General features: G+C 39.8%; 13 protein-coding genes and 1 pseudogene. 6 read left to right on the forward strand and 8 right to left on the reverse strand.

The window, feature by feature from the left end:
• Positions 1-425: 425 nt before the first annotated feature.
• Positions 426-1,430, forward strand: a complete 1,005-nt coding sequence (sohB, locus tag AC2SLL_RS08365; protein WP_486531231.1) for a protease SohB — start codon at positions 426-428, stop codon at positions 1,428-1,430.
• A 280-nt stretch (positions 1,431-1,710) separates the two neighbouring features.
• On the opposite strand, the gene AC2SLL_RS08370 is transcribed toward sohB, so the two are convergent.
• A complete protein-coding gene (locus AC2SLL_RS08370) occupies positions 1,711-1,842 on the reverse strand; it encodes a hypothetical protein (protein ID WP_486531232.1) in 132 nt (43 codons plus the stop codon).
• A 796-nt stretch (positions 1,843-2,638) separates the two neighbouring features.
• Here AC2SLL_RS08370 and hrpA point away from each other — a divergent pair.
• Entirely contained in the window at positions 2,639-7,258 is a 4,620-nt protein-coding gene (hrpA, locus tag AC2SLL_RS08375; protein WP_486531233.1) for an ATP-dependent RNA helicase HrpA, read from the forward strand.
• Between the two features lie 121 nt (positions 7,259-7,379).
• Here hrpA and AC2SLL_RS08380 read toward each other — a convergent pair whose 3' ends face one another.
• Positions 7,380-8,156, reverse strand: coding sequence for a LysR substrate-binding domain-containing protein (locus AC2SLL_RS08380; RefSeq protein ID WP_486531234.1), 777 nt, complete (start codon positions 8,154-8,156; stop codon positions 7,380-7,382).
• 72 nt (positions 8,157-8,228) lie between these two features.
• Complete coding sequence (locus AC2SLL_RS08385; RefSeq protein WP_486531235.1) at positions 8,229-8,420, reverse strand: helix-turn-helix domain-containing protein; 192 nt, start codon at positions 8,418-8,420, stop codon at positions 8,229-8,231.
• A gap of 235 nt (positions 8,421-8,655) precedes the next feature.
• Between AC2SLL_RS08385 and AC2SLL_RS08390 the strand changes: the two genes are divergently transcribed.
• The 3 genes and pseudogenes from AC2SLL_RS08390 to AC2SLL_RS08400 all read left to right on the forward strand — a co-directional run bounded on the left by AC2SLL_RS08390 (position 8,656) and on the right by AC2SLL_RS08400 (position 11,074).
• Positions 8,656-8,952, forward strand: coding sequence for a carboxymuconolactone decarboxylase family protein (locus AC2SLL_RS08390; RefSeq protein ID WP_486531236.1), 297 nt, complete (start codon positions 8,656-8,658; stop codon positions 8,950-8,952).
• A 110-nt stretch (positions 8,953-9,062) separates the two neighbouring features.
• Positions 9,063-10,055: pseudogene (locus AC2SLL_RS08395) on the forward strand (aldo/keto reductase).
• Positions 10,056-10,165: 110 nt separating this feature from the next.
• Positions 10,166-11,074: an alpha-glutamyl/putrescinyl thymine pyrophosphorylase clade 3 protein gene (locus AC2SLL_RS08400; protein WP_486531237.1), complete on the forward strand. Its 909-nt coding sequence runs from the start codon at positions 10,166-10,168 to the stop codon at positions 11,072-11,074.
• Positions 11,075-11,212: 138 nt separating this feature from the next.
• Here AC2SLL_RS08400 and AC2SLL_RS08405 read toward each other — a convergent pair whose 3' ends face one another.
• From AC2SLL_RS08405 to AC2SLL_RS08415, 3 genes are all read right to left on the reverse strand, one after another.
• Positions 11,213-11,992, reverse strand: a complete 780-nt coding sequence (locus tag AC2SLL_RS08405; RefSeq protein WP_486531238.1) for a hypothetical protein — start codon at positions 11,990-11,992, stop codon at positions 11,213-11,215.
• A gap of 6 nt (positions 11,993-11,998) precedes the next feature.
• Positions 11,999-12,235: a hypothetical protein gene (locus AC2SLL_RS08410; RefSeq protein WP_486531239.1), complete on the reverse strand. Its 237-nt coding sequence runs from the start codon at positions 12,233-12,235 to the stop codon at positions 11,999-12,001.
• A gap of 483 nt (positions 12,236-12,718) precedes the next feature.
• Positions 12,719-14,098, reverse strand: coding sequence for a cation:dicarboxylate symporter family transporter (locus AC2SLL_RS08415; RefSeq protein WP_486531251.1), 1,380 nt, complete (start codon positions 14,096-14,098; stop codon positions 12,719-12,721).
• A gap of 645 nt (positions 14,099-14,743) precedes the next feature.
• Between AC2SLL_RS08415 and AC2SLL_RS08420 the strand changes: the two genes are divergently transcribed.
• A complete protein-coding gene (locus AC2SLL_RS08420; protein WP_486531240.1) occupies positions 14,744-16,198 on the forward strand; it encodes an SLC13 family permease in 1,455 nt (484 codons plus the stop codon).
• An 85-nt stretch (positions 16,199-16,283) separates the two neighbouring features.
• On the opposite strand, the gene AC2SLL_RS08425 is transcribed toward AC2SLL_RS08420, so the two are convergent.
• Both AC2SLL_RS08425 and AC2SLL_RS08430 read right to left on the reverse strand, forming a co-directional pair.
• Entirely contained in the window at positions 16,284-17,207 is a 924-nt protein-coding gene (locus AC2SLL_RS08425; RefSeq protein ID WP_486530431.1) for an IS3 family transposase, read from the reverse strand.
• Positions 17,111-17,629, reverse strand: a complete 519-nt coding sequence (locus AC2SLL_RS08430) for a helix-turn-helix domain-containing protein (RefSeq protein WP_486530417.1) — start codon at positions 17,627-17,629, stop codon at positions 17,111-17,113. Before AC2SLL_RS08430 ends, AC2SLL_RS08425 begins: the two co-directional genes overlap by 97 nt.
• Positions 17,630-17,673: the final 44 nt, after the last annotated feature.

Genomic DNA, 17,673 nt, shown 5'->3' on the forward strand with positions numbered 1-17,673 from the left:
GACTTTAGCTCATGCAAGAGATACCTGCTATGGCATACTTAACTTAGGCACTTTACTTTACTATTTTAACAAGAGTATTTAACAAGACTGTTTAACAAGTTAAGAGGCCTATTTAATAAGTTAAGAGGCCTATTTAATAAGACTACCAACCAATTAACAAGAGTACCAACCAAAAATATCTGACAACACTATACTAATAACCTTTTCACTATCTAATTACTTTCTCCTAGCCTTGAAAAATTAGGTGAAGGCACCGATATTAATTATCACTGTAGAATTTTGATAGTTAATCTTTAATTTGCACATTAGGTTGATATATCGAGTTAATTTATAACCCATTTAAATTATAAGTTGTCATGTCTGCTTAGCCCTTGCTCCCAAGCCTATGAAGCTAAGTCAGTTATTATTCCAACAAAAGGATTATTATGCTCTTTCATCCCGTAAAAAACCCAGTAGAATTAAAAGTTATCCATTTAAATAAAGTTCAAGATAATCGTCGTAAAGACCTTTTAGAGGCTGTAGAGGATAAAAATGCCGTAAAGCAGTTAAGGAAAATATTGGCTAAGAAAGCAAAACAAAAGCTTAAAGAAAAAGTAAAAAATAAAAGCAAAAATAAAGACAAAAAAATATACGTACTTGATTTTGATGGTGATATTAAAGCCAGTGCGGTTAAGCATTTGCGTGAAGAAATCAGTACACTAATCAGCACCGCTAACAAAGGCGATGAAGTGGTTGTTCGTCTAGAATCAGGCGGGGGGTTAGTACATGGCTATGGTTTGGCCGCAGCACAGCTTGTTCGGTTAAAAGATACGGGCTTAATGGTAACTGTATGTGTGGATAAAATTGCTGCCAGTGGAGGCTATATGATGGCTTGTGTGGCAGATAAAATCGTTGCTGCCCCTTTTGCTGTTATTGGCTCAATTGGTGTCGTATCGCAACTACCAAATTTTCACAAATGGCTTAAAAATCATGATATAGACTATGAGATGTTTACTGCTGGGGACTATAAGCGTACAGTAACGGTATTTGGTGAGAATAGTGATGAAGACCGTGCCAAATATAAGGAAGAGCTTGAGCAAACTCATAAGCTGTTTAAGCACTTTGTGACAACCTATCGTCCTACACTAGATTTAGAGAAAGTGGCCAATGGAGATCATTGGTATGGTGAAGATGCATTGCATTTAAACTTAGTAGACGAGCTGCAAACCTCCGATGCTTATTTATTAAGTTTAATGGAAGATTACGATGCTTATTCCATCCTATCGCGTCAAAAGCCAACTTTAGTTGAAAAACTAGGATTAAAAAGCGTATCACACAACGCAGTATCTACCGTAACAGCTGCAATAACCACGTCTGTTTTAACGGTACTAGGTGAGAAGCTGCCAGATTTAATTACTAAAATAGAGCAAGATAAACGCTTAACCTTTTAGACTTTGATTAAGGGTCTGTTGGACTCACCATATATTTTACAAAGCGGCCTTATGATGGGGTCGCTTTTTTATCGCCTATGTGTTTTTATAGGCAATATCAAAGCCTGCTCATTGAGTAACGCTCACTTTTTTGAGCAAGCCGTCAGTCTATTTAAACGTTTATTCTCTATCAGCATTAAAATTTATAGCATTCTAAATAGGTCTTATATGTTACACCTTCTAAAAAACCCTTATTCTGTAAACAATTTATTTAAAATTGGGATCATGTCGCTTGCAACAGCTACATTGGCAACAGGGTGTGTGTTAAAGCCTGACCTAACGGTATCAAATCTGAAAAAGTGGCAGCTGTTTTAAACAAGCTTTGCCTAATAGCGAACTGGTTGTGTTTGAAAACTTGGGTCACGTTCCTCATGAGGAAGATCCGAAAGCTACTGTAGAAGCAGTGATTCATTTTCTAAATAAACATCCACTGGATGAATAGCTTGCTTTGCCATTTTTCTAAATTAAAATAACTAATACATCAGTTGCTGCAAAGCAATACAGGCCGGAAACGGAGTATAAAATAGTAGCCAATCCCGCTTTCGCTTCTATCTCCTTGACTAATCAGGGCGGAAGGCTAAGCCCTTAAGTGTCTCTTGCTTCGCGAGCCCCTTAAGACCAAGCCTCCGCAACCTGATTAATCAAGCAGTATATCCGCTACAATCGGGGCTAAACCGCTCTTCCTTATATAGTTCAGTAATAAAATTTAGTTCGCAACTATAAAGGTGGCAATGAAAAACGGTAATGAAAACAAGTAATACCTTTTCTGTAAAATAACCTATCTTTGTCAGGCTCACTGAACCTACTTTTTGTAGCGTTTGTATTCGCCTTCCTCGATAGGTTAATTTCTAGATTTGGTATTAGTTGAAAAATCCATCCCCAACCCTTCCTTTGGAAAAGGAAGGGAGCTAACCTTTAGAGTTAAAAAAGGATGAAGTCCAGATTTCGTAATGACGGTAAGCATTGCAAGTGAGGGGTACATATAACCTTAAATTTGATGGACTGAATCCCCCGAATTTAGGTTATCTCAAGACTTTTGGATACACCCAAGTACAAACCTTGATTTTAAGCACTTTAGCCCTCATAAATCGCTAATGATACTCAATTTATTCAACGATCTGATTCAATTTCATCCAATCTCATTGAATTATAAGAAATAGCCTAAGCAAATGCCTACTAGCCAGCCAAACTCAAAGAAGACGCCTAACTTGAATATGCCGAATACCTCAGAAAATGATAGCCCTAATTCCAGTGAAAGCGCTTCTATTGAAAGCCAAACAAGCGATAGCTCATTAAGCCAACGTGATCTAGATGATGGTCATTCTGTGGAGAATGAAAAGCCTCAAGGTAGGCGTTCAGGGCATTCGGGGTTGGAGCCATCGAAAGCAAAGCCTGATACGCATACTCCAAAGGCGCATCTCTCAGAGCCAAATAACGAGCCGTCAGGGGCGAAAAGTCTAAATGAAAATTCCTCAGTACTTGAAAATTCCCTAGTGCTTAATAATTTGCCTGTACTGGCTAAAGACCGACATTTTATCAGCCGTTTAGAGAGAGAAGTTTGTCGAACCAATAAAAACACCCCTGAAAAGGTATTGGCGGAGAAGAAGGCTAAACTAGAGAGAACTAAAAAGCGTTCGCAACAAGCTGTCAAAGAACGCATGGACAGTATTCCCGACAATATGCCAGCACGACTGAATCATGAGCTTCCTGTCAGTAAGCGTGCTGAGGATATCGTGCAAGCCATCATAGACAACCAAGTCATTATCGTAGCAGGCGAGACTGGCTCGGGTAAAACCACTCAGCTACCCAAGCTTGCGATGATGGCAGGGCGGGGTATAACTGGTCAGATTGGACATACCCAGCCAAGACGTTTGGCTGCCCGTAGTGTTGCCAACCGTATTGCTGAAGAATTAGGCGAACCGTTGGGCGACACCGTCAGTTTTAAAATACGCTTTAATGAGCAAGGTACGGCTAAGTCCGTGGTTAAGCTAATGACCGATGGTATCTTATTGGCTGAGCTGGGTCATGATCGTTTCTTAACCCGTTATGACACTATCATAATTGATGAGGCACATGAGCGAAGCCTGAATATTGACTTTATCATGGGTTATCTCAAGCAGCTTTTGCCTAAGCGTCCTGATTTGAAAGTGATTATTACTTCAGCGACCTTAGAAACAGGTCGATTTAGTGAATATTTCGCGCAGTATGATAAAGCCAAAAAGCGGATGGTGCATGCCCCCGTCATTGATGTAGAAGGTCGAGGCTATCCTGTCGAAGTGCGTTATCGTCCCTTAACCGATGCACCAGTGACCAGTTCGGACGAAGACAGCTATGACGACTTTGAGGACAATCTACCTCGCGCCGTTGTCGCTGCCGTAGAAGAGTGCTTTGAGGATGCCATTGCAAAAGGTCACCCTGAGCATGCAGATATATTGATATTTGCCGCTACCGAAGCTGAAATCCGTGAGATGTTAGAGGTTCTTGTTGCTCATGGCCCGCGACATACCGAAGTATTGCCGCTGTTCGCACGACAGTCTTATGCCGAACAACAGCGCATATTTCAACCATCAGGACGAGGGCGACGTATTGTCATTGCGACCAACGTTGCGGAGACAGCGTTAACGGTACCAGGTATTCGCTATGTGATTGATTTGGGCTTTGCTCGTATTTCACGCTATTCCTATCGCTCACGTATTCAGCGATTACCGATTGAAGCCATCTCTCAAGCTGCTGCCAACCAACGCAAAGGTCGTTGTGGTCGAGTGGCCCCTGGGGTGTGTATCCGCTTATATTCTCTAGAGGATTTTGAAAGTCGTCCAGAATTTACCGAGCCTGAAATTCTGCGTACAAACTTAGCGTCAGTCATTCTACAAATGGCGAATATGCGACTGGGAACCGTTGAGAACTTTGATTTTATTGAGCCACCGGATAGCCGTCTAGTCAAAGATGGACGAAAGTTGCTTGATGAATTAGGCGCCCTTACCGCAAAAAGTACTGACGGGGATAGTCGCTATAAAGATCCAGATAAAGCTCAAGATCAAGATAAACGGAAAGCCCGACCCGTTTCCAAGCTGACTTTAAATGAGGTCAAATTGACCCGTATCGGTCAAAAGATGGCACGTATGCCCATTGATCCTAGGCTGGCACGGATGTTAGTGGCAGGTAGTGATTTTGACTGTATGCTGGAGATGTTAATCATTGTCGCTGCTCTTGCCGTGCAAGACCCTAGGGAGCGTCCTGCCGAAAAGCGGGCGCAAGCAGATCAAAAACACGCCGTCTTTCGCCAAGAAGATTCCGACTTCCTGTTTTATCTCAGTCTTTGGAAGGCTTTGTATGAAGGAGGTAGCAATAAATTAACTAACAGTCAAAGAAAAGCTTTTGCAAAAAAGAACTATTTAAGTTTTCCACGTTTGCGTGAATGGGAGAAGACCTACCGTCAGCTCGAGCAAATGGTCACCGACTTAAAGCTTTTAAACAATGTAGAGCCTAAGCTAGTCAATGGTAAAACTGCCAATGTTGCTAAAAATGACAATTCTTCAAAAAACAAGCCTAAACATAAAACCCAACGCACGTCGCACGCCAAGCCTAATAGTCCATTGGCTAAAAATAGCACCCAAAAGGTAGCCAGTGATCTTATTGTTGTTAATGACGGCAAAGAGGGTAACGCCATCAATGAAGAATTGCGAGCAGTAAAATATGCCAACTTACACCGTGCTTTATTGACAGGGCTGTTATCCGTTATCGCGCATAAAACCGACCAACGTGGCGAATACCTTGCCGCCCGTCAGCAAAAGGCAAAGATATTTCCAGCCAGTACTGTATTTAAGCAAGCGCCTGCTTGGGTGATGGCATTTGAGATTGTCGAAACCTCACAAGTGTTTATGCGTACTGTGGCAAAAATCGAACCTGAATGGATAATTTCAGTCGGTGGAAACTTGCTAAAATACCATTACTTCGAACCGCATTGGTCGAAGAAGACAGGGCGGGTACGGGCTTATGCTCAAATAAGTCTGTTTGGTCTTATTGTCGTTGCTAAGCAGCTGACCAATTATGAGCAGATAAACCTAGAAGAATCTCGTGAGATATTTATTCGTGATGGATTGGTAACCGGTAATCTTGGACGTCAAGCCCCATTTTTACAACACAATATGGACAAGATTGCGGATGTCGAGCTGATAGAAGAAAAGCTTCGTCGCCGTGATTTATTAGTCGATGAAGAGGACTTATATCAGTTTTACGAGCGTAAAATCCCTGAGCATATTGCCAGTCGCAAAGCTTTTGAAGATTGGCGTGCTGAGATTGAAAAAGAAGACCCTAAATTCTTATTCTTCACTGATGAAGATGTGCTTAAAGAGACCGCCCCAACTACGGGAGAATTCCCAGAAATATGGCAATTGGGCGATCTGAAACTGCCGCTAAAATACGTGTTCGACCCCGCTTCAGAAGATGATGGCGTGACCATTAGAGTACCCCTTGCTGCCTTACCACAGCTGGATGCCGTTGAGCTGTTATGGGGAGTTCCAGGTTGGCGCTATGAATTGGTGCTACAATTGCTGAAGTCTTTACCCAAAGACATTCGCCGCAAAATCGTGCCAATTCCTGATACTGCGGATAGCCTCTTTGACGAACTTGAAAAGAACCACCAAGTAGGACTACTCAATCAACTGTGTCAAGCACTAAAGCGACGTGGTGTCATAGATATCAAGCCTTCAGACTTTAACCCCGCAAGTATAGACCGCTATTTGCAACCGCAAATATGCGTGGTTGATGATAAGAAGCGAGTCATTGAAAAAGGCCGCGACTTAAAGGCGTTACAACAGCGTCATGCCAGCGTCACCAGTCAAGCCTTGACCTCTGACAAAGACGCAAAAGGTGTCCATACAGAATTCCCAGAGCATTTTAGATTTAGCAAAAACCGCCACAGCGCAGGTGTCGTTATGAAGCAGTTCGCGGCCCTAGTTGCCGATGAAGCAGGGGAAGCTGTGACCATTCATCAGTTTACCGATGTCACCGCCGCACTGGAAGCGCACCGTAAAGGCGTGCTAACGCTCATTAAATCTCAGCTGGGTGCCAAACAAAAACAGCTGACCAGTCAGATTGATAAGACCTTTAAACTGGCCTTTGCACCGCTTGGCGATATGGAAAAGCTTAAAACCATCGTTATTGACGCCACGCTCGATGCCTCTATGGAAGCCCATGCACCTCGCTTTAAAGGCCATGATGAAGAGCTACCCGACAATGCTGATGATATCGCTACAAAACTTATTGAGCAATTGCCATTAGACGATAGTGAATATGAGAAGACAGCTACGGCAGTATTGGGTCAATTTTTACTAGAAGGTCAAACCGTACTTAAGCTATTAAAAGATGTCTATGCCCGTTGGCAACGTATTCGTCGTAGCCTACTAATGTTTGATCGTGAAATTTTTGGCGAGTCGATTGACGACATTGAAGACCAGCTTGACGACCTACATTTAGCAGATTTTGTGTATCGTATGGACTATGAACATTGGCAACAGTATCCGCGATATCTTGAAGCACTAGAGATTCGGATTGAGCGCTTAGAGCACAACCTTGATGGCGACCTTGATGCCGTGTATGAACTCGATGAGCACATGGAGCGTCTAGCAGGGCGTGCCGATGATGAAACCATTGGCGAATACCGCTGGCTGGTTGAAGAGTTTAGAATACAATTATTCGCCCAACCGATGAAAACCCGTCAAGCAGTCTCACAGAAGCGGTTAAATAAACTCTGGGAAAAGGTAGGTGGGCGAGGACAAAGGTCATAAAGTTAGGTTTTGAGTTATGCAATAGTAGATGGTTAACATTCATGAATATAATATCTACTGCCTAAATGTGAGGCTAATTCTTGATTCTATTAAAAATATTTTAGCAATGTCATTTAACCTTTCACTTAAACACTGTCCCCAACCACTCTGCAACAGCCCTAACTCTAGCCGAACGTCGAATATCAGGATGCATAACGAGATAGAGAGGCTTAGATTGTATTAAAGGTATCGCACTGTCAAAGCCGTTATTCATTCTAGTAGATTTCAAACTATCTGGCACTCCAGCCGACTTTATATCTGAATCCCTTTTTACCTCTCTATTTAAATGATTATTAACACTATATAACCCTTCCGCAGTTTCAATCTCATCTTTAGTCATAAAGGTTCTAGTCATAGGATTTACGGGTAGTAAATTAGGATTTTTGAATGCTAAAAAATAGGGTAGTATTGCGACCCCTAACTGTTCGCAGACACTGCTATAGATCACATACAAGTCATTACTACTAAAAATCACAGAATAGTCATATTGATTCACTAATCTGTTTATCCAGTCTGCCATCCTTTGATTGGCTTGAAATTCTATCAATTGCCATTTTTCAGCCAGTGTATTCTCAATATAACCTCGATGCGCAAAAAACCCATAACGCACAGAAGATATCGTGCGAATTAGTAAATCTTCCTCAGTTGGGCGTTGCAGTCGTAGGGCAATATCAGCCTCTTTACGGTGCAGATCGCTGATATGTAGATCACCACGAATGTGTAACACAATATCAGGGTATTGCGTTCGGAAGGCAGGTAGCTCTTTTATCAATAGCTCATTTGCTAATACGGGCGGGGCTGATATCACAACTTTGCCTTGCATGGCATTTTGCCCAATTGCCATACGCTCAAAAGTCACTATCTCTCTTTGAACTTCAATTGCTTGCGCATAGAGGTGTTCACCTTCTAGCGTTAGGCTATAGCGTTTGCCTTAACGATTAAATAAGGGCAAGGCTAACGTATTTTCAAGGCGCTTAATTCGCCGAGACGCTGTACTGTATTGTACGCCAAGCTTTTCAGCACTTGTTGTTAATGTTTGTTCCTCTACTAAGCTTATAAAATATGCTAAATCATCCCAGTCCATTCTTTGACCTGCTTGATGTGTTTCATCAGTATTCGGCAATTTTGTAGATTGCCTTAAATTCAGTGTATCAATAAAAGGTTTAAAGTTATTGTGCATTATTGAACAATAGAAGGGCTTCTGTCGTCTGTTATGACGCTGGCGAATACCATAAACTGATTAGAGTTTTGAATAGGGTGTAAAACGATTGGAGAAGGTCATGACAGACAGTGCACTTACCGAATATGGCAAGTCTATTATGAATCAGTAGCAAGAGGGCTTGGCTGAAAGAGTAACGATGAGTCTGAATGAGTTAGATCCTGATTTGCCAGCATTAATTACTGATTATGCATTTGGTTCAGTAGTTGGAAGATCTGGACTTGATCTTAAGTCTCGGGAAATGATTACGGTCGCATCGTTAATAACGTTAGGACACGCTAAACCTCAGCTTAAATTGCATATTAAAGCATCCTCAAACGTCGGCGTTACTCAGCAAGAGCTATTAGAAATTGTTATTCAAATGGCGATATATGCTGGCGTGCCAGTTTGCATGAATGCGCTTAGTACGTATAGGGAAGTTATTGAGGAACACTGAATAACTTCCAGTCGCTTACAAGTGAGTTAAATCGTTACTATTACATAAGTTCTAAGATATTAAAGTTAATCCAATTCACATAAATATTACCGTTAAAAGAGGGGGATGTAATGCAAACACGATTGTTACAACAGATAAATCAACCTGTATCCGCTATTGGGCTTGGTTGTATGGGTATGAGTGAGTTTTATGGAGAAAGTGATGATAGCCAGTCGTTAGTCTTGCTCGATAAGGCGCTTGAGCTTGGGATTAACTTTTTTGACACAGCTGATACTTACGGATTTGGACACAATGAGAGTTTATTAGGTCAATTTATCGCTAAGCATAAGCCTAATCGTGATCAAATAGTTATAGCTACTAAGTTTGGTATTGTGCGTAATCAAGGACAGTACGAACGCCGTTTAGATAATAGTCCTGAGTACATCTAACAAGCCTGTCATGGCTCCTTAAGGCGCTTGCAAACAGAGTATATCGATTTGTATTATTGTCATCGTCGTGATCATAAGACGTCTCTTGAAGATATGATGCATACCTTAAGCGAGTCAGTGGTTAAAGGAACGATACGGGGTATTGGACTGTCCGAAGTTTCAAGTGATACTCTGCGTCAAGCCCATGCTATTCATCCTATTACTACGGTACAAAGTGAGTATTCGCTATGGTCACGCCAACCAGAAAAGGAGCTTATAGAAACGTGTCGTGAGTTGGGCGTTAATTTTGTGGCGTATAGTCCTTTAGGTCGTTCGTTTTTGACAGGAAAATTATATACCGATAACTTAGAAAAAGGTAATTTTCGTCAGGCCATTCCACGCTTGCAAGGGCAGGCACTCATTCAAAACCAGAAATTAGTAGAAAAGTTTAGTCAATTGGCACAAAGTTGAGACTTTAGTAATGCTCAGTTATGTCTTGCATGGTTGCTTAATAAGCACCTGCATGTGATTCCCATAGCAGGAACTCGTCGTAAAAAGTATCTCATTGAAAATGCTCAAGCGACAGATATTCAACTAACGACTAAACATATTAGTGAGTTGGATGAACTGTTTGACCCAAGTAATATTGCTGGCGAGCGTTACCCTGATGCAGGATGGAGTGGTATTGAAAGGTAATATTAGTACGAGTCTGTTACTATGCTTTATTTTTGCGCTATCTTTACTTTCTGACCCACAACACATAGTCTTAATCATTAAACGCTTTAATTTCAGATGATTAAAATGATATGAGTACATTAGACAGTAGTAACCAATCAATCCGATTGGCGAAAGATATTCGAGACTATCTTGAGAGCAATAATCTAAACGCACGTCTACCTACTATCAGTTATGAAATGTTAGCGCTTCAGCTAATTGATTGTAATGAGCAGGAATCAAGCTTTAGAGCACTTTTAGAGTGTGAGATTAACGCTGAATCTTGTGATCCAAACTCGGATGATTTTAATCCTTTAAAAGCCATTATCTCTTTAAAAGAGAGCGATTACGATGAGGCCTGTTGGCTGAGTTTTTTGCTTATTTATACTGACGATAGTGAAAATATGGATTGGGCATTTATGCGAAAGCTTTGTAGGGCTGAGGGTTTGGCTTTAGACACAGCTTTAACGTGGGAAGTGATCAATGATGCGCCTCATTTACTAAATCAGCGATTGGATGCCTTAGTTAAGATATTGGCAGAAAGTCATCCTAAGATTAAGTTTGGTCATCATAGAGCCTATGAATCGTTAAAGCATTTGCCAATTGTGTTCACAAGTTATATTGGATTTATAAATGAGCAGGGTGGGCATAAGGCTGTGTTTAGATTGAAAAATAAGTCAATCGACAAGATTGAATATTTTAAAACTCGATATGATCTCATTCGTCAAAACATTTATCGTTTCGGCAGATTATCAACCTTTGAGTTTTTATGCCTTCTTGGCAAAATGGACTTAGCGGACGTTGCGCCAGACAGTTGTTATATAGCAGAGGCCAGCGGCCCTAAGCGAGGGGCAAGATTGTTATTCGGTATGCTTAGTAATGAGCATTTAGATGAGCATGCCGCAGGATTGGCAGACCACTTAAATGTCGGGTATCAAGAGGTAGAGGCAGCGTTATGCCATTGGCAAAAGTCGCCTAATAGATATGTGAAACGTCATTAGTTTAATAAATATAGTGAATAATTGTAGACAATGTTTTTATTACGAAATACAGCCAAAACTACCCATAAGGACATTCATGTTGTCATATAAAAGCCGTGAAAAATTAATATCAAGGTTCTTATAGTTTAAGCGGTTTGTTCAATCTAAAATAAAGTGCTGCGACTTGCCCTTGTATTCAAATTCTTTATAAATATTGGCATTAAATAACGACAAAGACTCAATTTGATTGACTCGTATGACCATCATCATATCTTCAGCACGCTCTGCATGATAATGTAAACCATTGGGTGTCCTCTCGATTACCCCGTGATTCAAATAGACAGATTTATAATCACAATCAAGCGTTAAACGTAACGTATCTTTTTCTCTATAACCACTTTCCATGGGTAGAATAGTGATGTTATCTAGATCACCGTTTTCAAACTGTTCGCCCAATACCGCACCGATATAAACTTTTCCAGACTTCAATGAAACTTTTATATAAGATCCGGTTTCCATAGCATGAATGATGATTTTAAGGATGCCATCAAGGCTTTTTAATTCATCATAATCTGTTTGGAAAGCATTATTACGCAGTCGTATTTCATTGGCTACATAAGCGAGTAACACACCTAAACCAAATAGGATGCCTCTAATATAGTCATTATAAGAAAGCGATAATAAATTTTGAAGGAAATTATAAGTTTCAGGGGTTTGCCATACGAAGCCAAACTTAACAAAGAGTGTAATTAAAAGCGTTATTAAGCCTAGAATGGCCAATGCTGTTAAACCTAGGAGGATACTGACTATTCCATCAGTTGCTAAAACCACATAAGATACCCAACCAGAGCTACGTTTAAGGATATTATTCTTATGCGGTACTGACACATTAAAGCGATAGCCAAGTGCCAAAATAAACATAACCCCAAAGATACCCATAGCGTATTATGCTTTCACTTTAGTATCGCTATCCATAATGGTATTTTCTAATTCCAAAGCCCTAAATTCTAAAGCCCCAAACTGCTCGATCATCTTGTCTTGAAGATGTTTATTATCAAAATTAGGACGCACATTGCCATTCTTATCAATAATTAAACGGCCATTTTTGCTTACCACTTCATCAGGCAGTCTAAGTCTAAAAACTCGAGAGAAGAATCCTAGTTTCTTGGTTGCGTTATTCACGGTAAGCTCCTCATAAATGTTTACAACAATGACAGTAACTTTATGTTTCGATAAGGACTTGATCGCTCAAGAGGGGAGCACACGATCAGTTGCTTACATTAATAAAAAGTATAATTTGCTAATCAATAACTTAATAATAAGTATAGGCTATTAATAACAATATTACGTCAAATATAAGTAAAGAGCAAAAATATTACGTTATGAGTGTGTAGCCGTGTTTGACTTGAATCTTTGATTGAAGAAATCTCAATCTATTATTTGTGCAATTAGTCTCTATCTTTGAGTGTTATTGTTTTTTCCAAGATGACTTAGTACAGTTTAGCGCAACTATGAGGGCCGTTTAATCAACATATAGTTTGGTTATGACGGTAATGATTATGATGGCGCTTATTATGAATAAACTAGGAAATGTTTTAAATAGCATTTCCTAGTTTGAACTATCGAGACTATAAGCTCACTGAGGTTAGGGTTTGAAATAGGCGACTAGCTAACTAAACTATCATAATCTCTCACTTCAACAAAATCTTCAGGGCTTTTGGCGTCACTAAGTACTTTATCACCCACAACACCCGCTGTAATTGAACCACTAACGTTAACTAACGTGCGCATCATATCAATCAAAGGTTCGATTGAAATTAATAAACCGGCCAATTCTAAAGGCATTCCTAAAGTAGAAAGCACAATAATGGCAGCAAAGGTTGCACCGCCACCAACACCGGCCACACCAAATGAAGCGATCACAGCCACCCCAATGACAGAAGCAATAAAGCCGATAGACCAAGGGTCGATACCCATAGTGGGTGCGATCATCATGGCAAGCATCGCAGGATATACACCAGCACAACCATTTTGCCCAATAGTAGAGCCAAATGAGGCTGAGAAGTTAGCGATTGGTTTGGCAATACCCAGTTTATTAATTTGAGCGTCAATACTCAGAGGGATGGTTGCTGCTGAACTTCTTGAAGTGAAAGCAAAAGTTAGAACAGGGGCAATTTTTATGAAGTGATCAATAGGCGATCGACCTGTCAACATTATAATGAAGGCGTGCACCAGTAGCATGATAAATAGAGCGACATAAGAAGCTAACAAAAATTTAGCCAATTGCCAAATAGCATCAGCATTGGTAGTGGCAATGACTTTAATCATTAGCGCAAAAATACCATATGGTGTCAAGCGGATAATAAACCGAACCAAAGACATAATCCAGCTTTGCAGGATGTCAATACTGCGGATAATAACCGCCCCTTTTTCAGGTTCATTTTTGTTAACCGTTAAAGCGGCTACACCCAGTAAGCTGGCGATAACTACTGCAGAAATCATTGATGTGCTAGCTAGCCCCGCAAAAGTGCCGCCAATGCTGGTAGGAATAAAGCTTAAAATGAGCCCAGGAATCGTTAAGTCAGCCACTTCACTACTACTTTGAATCATACTTTGACCACGGGCAACCTCCATCTCGCCTGCCACAATTGAGCTAGCATCAAGCTGAAATAGATTAGCAATAATAGCCCCATCTAAAGCAGCAATACCAGTAGTAATGAGTAAGGTACTGATTATCCAAAAGCTCATTGAGCCAATCATTGAGGCCTTTTCTAGACGCACAATGGCTGCTAGTATTGATATAAATACCAAAGGCATAGCAATCATTTTGAGTAGATTCACGTACCCGTTACCAATAATATTTACCCAAAGTAAAAATTGATCTGTATTTACATTGAATGCCGAGATTATCAATCCAAACACAACGCCAAGAAACAAGCCAAGAAATACACTGCGACTTAATGACTCACTTTCACGGGTATAACGCCATAGACCATAAAGCAGTACTATAAAAATGGCTACAAATGGTAATGACTGCATATTAATCTCCCAAGAGCCAAAAACGACGATTATCCTGATTATATAACAAAGGTCTAGCGATATTTTTTAAATAAGTTATTCCATTAGTGTATATGATTTAATTGTTCCTTTTAAAATAGCTGAATCTTATAGGTGCCTTAAATAAAACAAGGGAATAGAGACTGTTGTTTTTGAGTTACTAAGGCAACCAAATGTCATTTCAATAATGACCAGCTTACTGAATTAAAGGGTAAATTATTGATATGCTAAAAGCTACCATTATCCTGATAATGACTTGGAATAATACAACGATAATAAAGGTCTTAGAAGGGCTATATTGTTATTACATTTTCGTTGCTGTTTATTATTAGCGATTTCATTAAGCATTTATTCTGTTCATAATATATATATCTGTTCATAATGCATAAAAGTTTCAAAAAGATGTCATTTTTATAAATCTTTTAATTCTTCATTTTAGTTCTTTAAAAGAATGTCAATCGTAGAGTAAATAGCCACTTTAAGTTGATGTCGCAAGTAAACCAATTTTGTGTGCTAGATAAAGCAAAGAAATTTTGATAAATTAGGTATTTGATTAAATTTCTTTACAACAATTTAACAGTTCCGATACATAAGCTATTTTAAGTTTATTACGGTTTTTTATAAGGAACTCTAATGACAGAGTCAAATAAACTCCCACCAAGCCCCAGGGAAACTGATGAGTTAGATCAGCACCTACCTAACGATGGTAATGAATACCTATTTACCGATACCTTTCCAAAAGGCACAGTAAAAGGATTAATTATTACTGCTATTGCCGCATTAAGCAGTATTGCCTTATTTAATGCACTACCTTTTGATGTCAATGTTAATAAGGGTTTGTCACTACTTTTGTTTATTGGAGCATTGTGGCTTACAGAAGCCTTGCACGTAACGATTACTGCTATCTTAGTAGTCATTGTTGGTGTGGCAATCGGCATTCCAGATTTTGATACTACTAATGCATTATCGAGCTTTGCAAACCCAATTATATACATATTTTTTGGTGGGTTTGCTTTGGCGTCGGCATTGCATGTACAGCAACTTGATAGAAAAATTGCCTTAAAAATAATCTCATTATCGGGTGGCCGCTTAGGTGGGGCAGTTGCGCTTATCTTTTTTGCAACGGCAATGTTGTCAATGTGGATATCAAATACGGCAACGGCAGCAATGATGTTGCCTTTAGCCATTGGTATGTTGTCACAAGTCGATAGAGATAAAGACCGTGGTACGTTTGTATTTGTTTTGCTCGGTATCGCTTATTCGGCTAGCTTAGGGGGGTTAGGGACAATTGTAGGATCACCGCCAAACGCCATTGCTGCCAAAGCTCTTGAGTTAAGCTTTACTGATTGGATGAAGTTTGGACTACCTATCACGTTTGTATTGACACCGCTATTATTAGGCGTTATGTATTTGGTATTAAAACCTAATTTAAACGTTAAAATTGACACTATTAAACAACCAGATATCCCATGGACTAAAACAAGAATATTAACTATTTTAGTGTTTATTATCACGGCACTATCATGGATATTTAGTAAAAAAATAGGGGCTACCTTTGACATCGCCAAGCCAGATTCAATTATCGCCTTAATTGCTGCCGGTGCTGTAGTTAGCTTCGGTTTAGTTTCTTGGAAGCAAGTATCAGATAATACGGATTGGGGAGTGCTCATGCTGTTTGGTGGTGGTATTGCGCTATCAAATGTACTAAAGTTCTCAGGGGCATCTATTGTTATGGGGGAAGGCGTTGCAAACGCTCTAATGAGTGCACCGCTATTTCTCGTATTACTGGCCATGGCGGCGTTTATTATTTTCTTAACTGAATTTGCTTCAAACACTGCTTCTGCGGCACTTTTAGTCCCTATTTTTGTGGCTATTGCCCAGCAAATGGGATTGCCAAAAGAGGTACTCGTTCTAATCATTGGTATAGGGGCTTCGTGTGCGTTTATGTTACCAGTAGCGACACCGCCAAATGCTATCGTTTTTGGTACAGGTCTTATTAAACAGTCTGAAATGGTTAGAGTCGGAATCGTGCTGAACATCGTTGCTGCACTTATTGTGGGGTGCTGGGCGTATTTTATTTTGATGTAAATACTCAGCTGCAATATTTAAGATATAAAGTAATACAAAAAAGAGTCTAAAATGAACTGACCCCCAAAAGTTGGACGGTTTAAGTCTATCTCAAGGACTGAATTCTGTACTTCACAGGACTCAGTCCTTTAAGTTTAAGCTGAATACGCTCATGATTGTAATAATGAATGTACTCATGAATTTGCTTTTCTAGTTCATCAATAGTTTTAGGCTTTTCAATATAGATGGTCTCACACTTCAGTGTGCCAAAGAAGCTCTCCATTAACGCATTATCTATGCAGTTGCCTTTTCTACTCATGCTTTGTCTTATCTTATGCTTTTTAAGCGTCTTTCTAAAAGGCTTCATTTGATAATGCCAGCCTTGATCAGAGTGAAGCATTAACTTTTTATGACGACTTGTTTTCGTCTTATCTAGCGCAAAATCTAGCATTTTACTTACCACATCATAGGTTGGTCTTTTAGATAAGGTATAACTGACTATTTCATTATTATAGCAATCAAGAATCGGAGATAGATATAATTTATTGTCACCCACCTTAAACTCAGTAATGTCTGTTAACCAGCGTTTATTGGGTTTACCAGCATGGAAGCGACGCTTTAAATAGTTCTTTGCTATTTTTCCCTGTTGACCTTTATAGGATCGATACTTCTTTCTTCTGATCTTCGCATTAAGATTTAACTGCTTCATAAGCTTGGCAATAAGCTTATGGTTATGATGCATGCCTAACTGCTTTAATGCGGCTGTGATTCTACGATAGCCATACCGACCTTTATGTTGGTAATATAGCTCGATGATACGCTGCTTTAAATCAGCGTATTTGTCTTCAGCATCAAACTGACACCTATGGTAATAAAAGACACTTTTAGGCATATCAGCTATCTTAAGTAAAGCTGATATGCAATATTTATCCCTTAGTCCTTCGATGAGCCTTGCTTTGTCTCGGCTTGTTCCCTCTCCCTGAGCAAGGCATCGAGCTTTTTTAGGTAGGCATTCTCCGCACGAAGATATTCATTCTCACGTTTCAGCTCTGCTAATATCTTTTCATCATCTGGTTTGTCTGTGATAAATGGTTTGCTCATGGCCGCTCTACCTTTACGTTTAGATATGAGTCCAGACATACCCTGTAGTCGATAAGCTTTGTGCCACTGGCTGATTAAAGCTGGTGAGCTGATGTTATACCTTAGAGCAACTTCCAATTGACTTAGGCCTTGGGTAAGCATCGTTGTTAGTACGTTAAGTTTAAACTCACTACTGTATTTGGCTTTGCTTGTCTTTGGCTTAATAGCCTTTATACCACCGCTTTGATATTGCTTGACCCATTTACTTACAAATCTTGGATTCACTTTAAACTTCTTTGCTGTGGCATGACCGGTATGTCCTTGCTTATAGTATCCTATGACTTTGATCTTAAAATCTAGATTGTAACGCATAAAAATACCCCATAAGTTGTGTCCAACTTTTGGGGGTCAGTTCA

This window comes from Psychrobacter sp. CX97 (assembly GCF_057396285.1).